3 protein-coding genes are annotated in these 4,510 nt (G+C 74.7%); 2 read left to right on the top strand and 1 reads right to left on the bottom strand.

Annotated elements, in window-relative coordinates; all coding sequences use genetic code 11:
- Positions 1–59 precede the first annotated feature (59 nt).
- The gene (locus IE249_RS00500) at positions 60–1,298 is read right to left on the bottom strand and encodes an ROK family protein (protein ID WP_189702764.1); all 1,239 of its coding nucleotides are present in this window, start codon (positions 1,296–1,298) and stop codon (positions 60–62) included.
- A 121-nt stretch (positions 1,299–1,419) separates the two neighbouring features.
- Between IE249_RS00500 and IE249_RS00495 the strand changes: the two genes are divergently transcribed.
- Positions 1,420–2,916, top strand: a complete 1,497-nt coding sequence (locus IE249_RS00495; protein ID WP_373304315.1) for an MGH1-like glycoside hydrolase domain-containing protein — start codon at positions 1,420–1,422, stop codon at positions 2,914–2,916.
- On the top strand, positions 2,913–4,510 hold a 1,598-nt coding region (locus IE249_RS00490; protein WP_229857131.1), incomplete at its 3' end, for an amylo-alpha-1,6-glucosidase. The genes IE249_RS00495 and IE249_RS00490, both read left to right, overlap by 4 nt.

Here is a 4,510-nt window from a genome sequence, read left to right as displayed (position 1 = left end):
CCGCACCGACCCACAACGACCGAAGCGGGGGACAACGCACCGCATCCGGGAGCCGCCGCTCACACCCCCAGCGCGGCCAGCCGCTCCTCCACCCGCTCCGGCGAGTACAGGTACTCCACGACCAGCGCCCCCGCCCCCACCAGCCCCGCCCGCTCCCCGAGCCGCGAGGTCACCACGTCGAGGTGAGCCGTGGAGCGGGGCAGCGCCCGCTGATACAGCAGCTCCCGCAGCCCGGTCAGAAACGGCGTCCCGGCCAGATCACCGGCGACCATCAGCACGCCCGGGTTCAGCAGTGTCACCACGGTCGCCAGCACATCCCCCACCCGCCGCCCGGCCTCCCGGGCGAGCGCGGTCGCCTCCGGATGCCCGGCGGCCAGCAGCCGCCGTACGTCCGAGCCCGAGGCCGCCGGCACCCCCGCCTCCGCCAGCCGGCGTGCCACCGCGCCACCGCTGGCGACCGCCGCGAGGCACCCCTGGGACCCGCACCGGCACAGCGCGTCCGCGCCGACGCGGATGTGCCCGATGTCGCCCGCGCCGCCGTCGACGCCCCGGTAGATCGAGCCGTCGACGACGACCCCGGCGCCGATGCCGGTGGAGACCTTGACCAGCGCGAAGGCCGAGCAGTCGGGATACCCGGTGCGCTGCTCGCCGTAGGCCATGAGGTTGGCGTCGTTGTCCACGAGGACGGGAACGGCCGGCGCACCCGCGTGCTCCCTGAGGGAACGGGCCAGGCGCCCGCGTATGTCGTAGCCGTCCCAGCCCGGCATGATCGGCGGCTGCACCACCCGTCCGCTGTCGCTGTCGACCGGACCGGGCACGGCCAGCCCGACGCCGCACACCTCACGTGCGTCGCGCCCGGTCTTGAGCAGCAACTCGCCGAACCAGCGGCCGAGTTCACCGAGCACGGCGTCCGGGCCGTCCTCGACGACCAGGATCCCGCAGTGCTCGGCGAGGAGTTCGCCGGTGAGCGTCAGGACGGCGGCGCGGGCGTGCCGGGTGTCGAGGTCCGCGGCCAGCACGACGGCGTGGGCGTCGTCGAACTCCAGCGTGATGGAGGGGCGTCCGCCGAGCGGGGAGTCCACCGGACCGCCCGCGCCCTCGCGCAGCCAGCCCGCGCGGAACAGCCTCTCCAGGCGCTGGCCGACCGTCGCCCGGGACAGCCCGGTGGCCTGCTGGAGGGCGCCGCGTGTCGTGGCGCGTCCGCTGCGCACCAGTTCGAGCAGATCCCCGGAGCTGGCCTGACTGCCACCCCGCCCCGCTCGTCCCGTAGCCCCCGCTCTGCCGGGCCGTCCGGTCATGCGCACCCCCTTGTGTTCCTCAATCCTGCATTACATATTGGGTTTTGCGTGTTAAATAGACGTAACTCTACGATGGCCGCGACCGAACCGGTCGGGCCGGACGTCTTCCGGGGAGCCCCGAGTGCAGCGCACCGCCCAACTCACCGCCGACCGCACGACAGTGCCCTTCGCATACGATCCCCTGCACACGCGGGCCGTCCGGGTGCTGGAGGAGAACTGGACCGGCGGCTCGACGGTGCCCTCGCGCGGGCTGTATCCCCACCAGTGGTCCTGGGACTCGGCGTTCATCGCCATCGGGCTCAGGCACGTCTCGCCGTTACGGGCCCAGACGGAACTGGAGACGCTGCTGGCCGCCCAGTGGGCCGACGGGCGGATCCCGCACATCGTGTTCAGCCCCTCCGTCCCCCTCGACGCCTACTTCCCGAGCCCCGACTTCTGGCGCTCGTCCACCGCGGGACGCTCCGCGGGCGCCCCGCGCACCGTGCAGACCTCGGGAATCGTGCAGCCGCCGGTGCACGCGCTGGCGGCCTGGCTGGTGCACCGCGCCGACCCGGAGCTGTCCCGGGAGCGCGGCTTCCTCTCCCGTCTCTACCCCGGGCTCGCCGCCTGGCACCGCTATCTGCTGCACCGTCGTGACCTGGGCGGCGGCGGGCTGGCGTCCGTGGTCCACCCCTGGGAGCAGGGCATGGACAACAGCCCGTGCTGGGACGCCCCGCTGACCCGGGTGCGCCCGGCCCCCGCCCGCTCCTTCCGCCGCGCCGACCTCGGCCACGGCGCCCCCGAGGACCGGCCGACCGACCTGGACTACGGGCGCTACGTTCGCCTGGCGGCCGACTACCGCGACCGCGGATACGCCGACCGCGGACACGGTGACGGCGGATACGGCGACGGCGGATACGGCGACGGCGGATACGGCGACGGCGGATACGCCAATCGTAAGTACGCCGACGGCGAGGCCGGCTTCGCGGTGGAGGACCCCGCCTTCAACGCCCTGCTCATCGCCTCCGAGCACGCCCTCGCCCGTATCGCCCGCGAACTGGGCGCGACCGGCACCGCCCGCCACGCGCGCGCCCACCGCCTGACGGCGTCGCTCGTCGAGCGGCTGTGGGACCCGGCGGCCGGACTGTTCCTGTGCCGGGACGTCCGCACCGGCGGGCGGATCCCCGAACGCGGTGTCTCCGGGCTGGTTCCGCTGCTGCTGCCGGACCTGCCCCGCGAGGTCGCCGCCGCGCTCGTACGCACCCTGCGCGGGCCGCACTTCGGGCTCGGGGACACCACACGTCTCGTGCCGAGCTACGACCTGCTCGGCGAGTCCTTCGACCCGCACCGCTACTGGCGCGGACCGGCCTGGTTCAACACCGCCTGGCTGGTGGAGCGCGGGCTGCGGGTGCACGGCGAGCCGGAGCGGGCCGACGCGCTCAGGGAGTCCTTCCTGCGCATCGCCGGGTCCAGCGGCTTCGCCGAGTACGTCGACCCGTACACCGGCGAGGCGTGCGGTGCGCTCGGCTTCGGCTGGACCGCCGCGCTCACCCTCGACCTGCTGCACGACCCGAAGGGCGCCGAGAGCGCCATGGACATGAGCGGCACCGGCGGTTTCAAGGGAGGGAACCGGGCATGACGGACCGGCATCATCTGCTCGTGCACAGCACGACGTTCGCGGCCGTGGGAGACGGCGGCGACATCACCGGCGTACGCGGGAACGGCTCGCCCGACGGGCTGTTCGTGCGCGACGCCCGGCATCTGAGCCGCTGGCAGCTCACCGTCGACGGGGCGGTGCCCGAGACGCTGGCCCCCGTGGCGGACGGCGACGCCGCCCGCTGCGTGCTGGTCCCGCGCGGCGGGCGCACCGAGCCGCCCGCGTACACGCTCTTTCGCGAACAGGCCGTCAGCGACAGCGCGTTCGTGGAGTGCCTGCGGGTGACCGGCAACCGGCCGGTGCCGTCCACCGTGCGGCTCGCCCTCACCGTGGACGCCGACTTCGCCGACCAGTTCGAGCTGCGCTCCGACCACCGCACGTACTTCAAGAGCGGCGTCGTGCGCTCCCGCCAAGTGATGAATGACGGCGTGGAGTTCCGCTACCGGCGCGGCGAATGGTCCTCCTGCACGACCGTGACGGCCGAGCCCGCCCCGGACGGCGTCGAGGAGACCGGCACCGGCGCCCGCCGTCTGGTCTGGACCCTCGACCTGGAGCCGCACGCCACGGCCGAGCTCACCCTGCGCGTGGTGGCCCGCCCGCACGGGGACCGGCGCGCGGTGCGCGTACCGCGCTCCCCGGCCGCGGTGAACGAGCGGCTCCACGCCCTGGAGGGCCGGTTCGTCGAGGGCGTGGCCTTCCCCACCGGCTGGCCGGAACTGGCGGCGGCCTGCGCGCGGGGCCTCGCGGACCTGGCGGCGCTCCAGGTCCCGGCGACCGGACCGGACGGCGAGGAGCTGCGCGTCCCGGCGGCCGGCGCCCCCTGGTTCCTGACCCTGCTGGGCCGGGACGCGCTGCTCACCTCGCTGTTCACGCTCCCCTACCGGCCCGGCCCGGCCGCCGGCACACTGCTCGCCCTCGCCGCGACCCAGGCGACCGGGACCGCCGCCGGACCGGTCGCCCAGCCCGGCAAGATCGTGCACGAGGTGCGCCACGGCGAGCTGGCCCACTTCGGGCAGGTCCCCTTCCGGCGCTACTACGGCTCCGTGGACGCCACCCCGCTCTTCCTCGTCCTGCTCGGCGCCTACACCGAGCGGACCGGCGACACCGCGATCGCGCGCAGGCTTCAGCCGCACGCCCGTGCGGCGATCGGCTGGATGCTGGACCACGGCGGGCTGACCTCGCGCGGCTACCTCGTCTACCGCGCCGACGAGGGCGGCCTCGCCAACCAGAACTGGAAGGACTCCCCCGGCGCCATCTGCTCGGCCGACGGCAGCCGCGCCCTGGGCCCGGTGACGGCGGCCGGCGCCCAGGGGTACGCCTACGACGCGCTGCGCCGCACGGCGTGGCTGGCGCGCACGGTGTGGTCGGACGAGGTGTACGCGGCGCTGCTGGAACAGGCCGCCGCCGACCTGCGCGACCGCTTCCAGCGGGACTTCTGGATGCGGGAGCGGTCCTTCCCGGCCCTGGCGCTGGACGGCGGCGGCCACCAGGTGGACGCGCTGGCCTCGGACGCGGGCCATCTGCTGTGGTCGGGCCTGCTCGACAAGGAGTACGGCGAAGTGGTGGGCCGGCGCCT

The organism is Streptomyces anandii JCM 4720, assembly GCF_014650655.1.
Taxonomy (GTDB): domain Bacteria; phylum Actinomycetota; class Actinomycetes; order Streptomycetales; family Streptomycetaceae; genus Streptomyces; species Streptomyces anandii.
The sequence above is the reverse complement of the archived record's forward strand: the minus strand, read 5'-3'. Positions and strand labels throughout refer to the sequence as shown.

Coding starts and splice junctions, on each gene's coding strand:
- IE249_RS00500 (WP_189702764.1), bottom strand. CDS start 1,298: ATGACCGGACGGCCCGGCAGAGCGGGGGCTACGGGACGAGCGGGGCGG.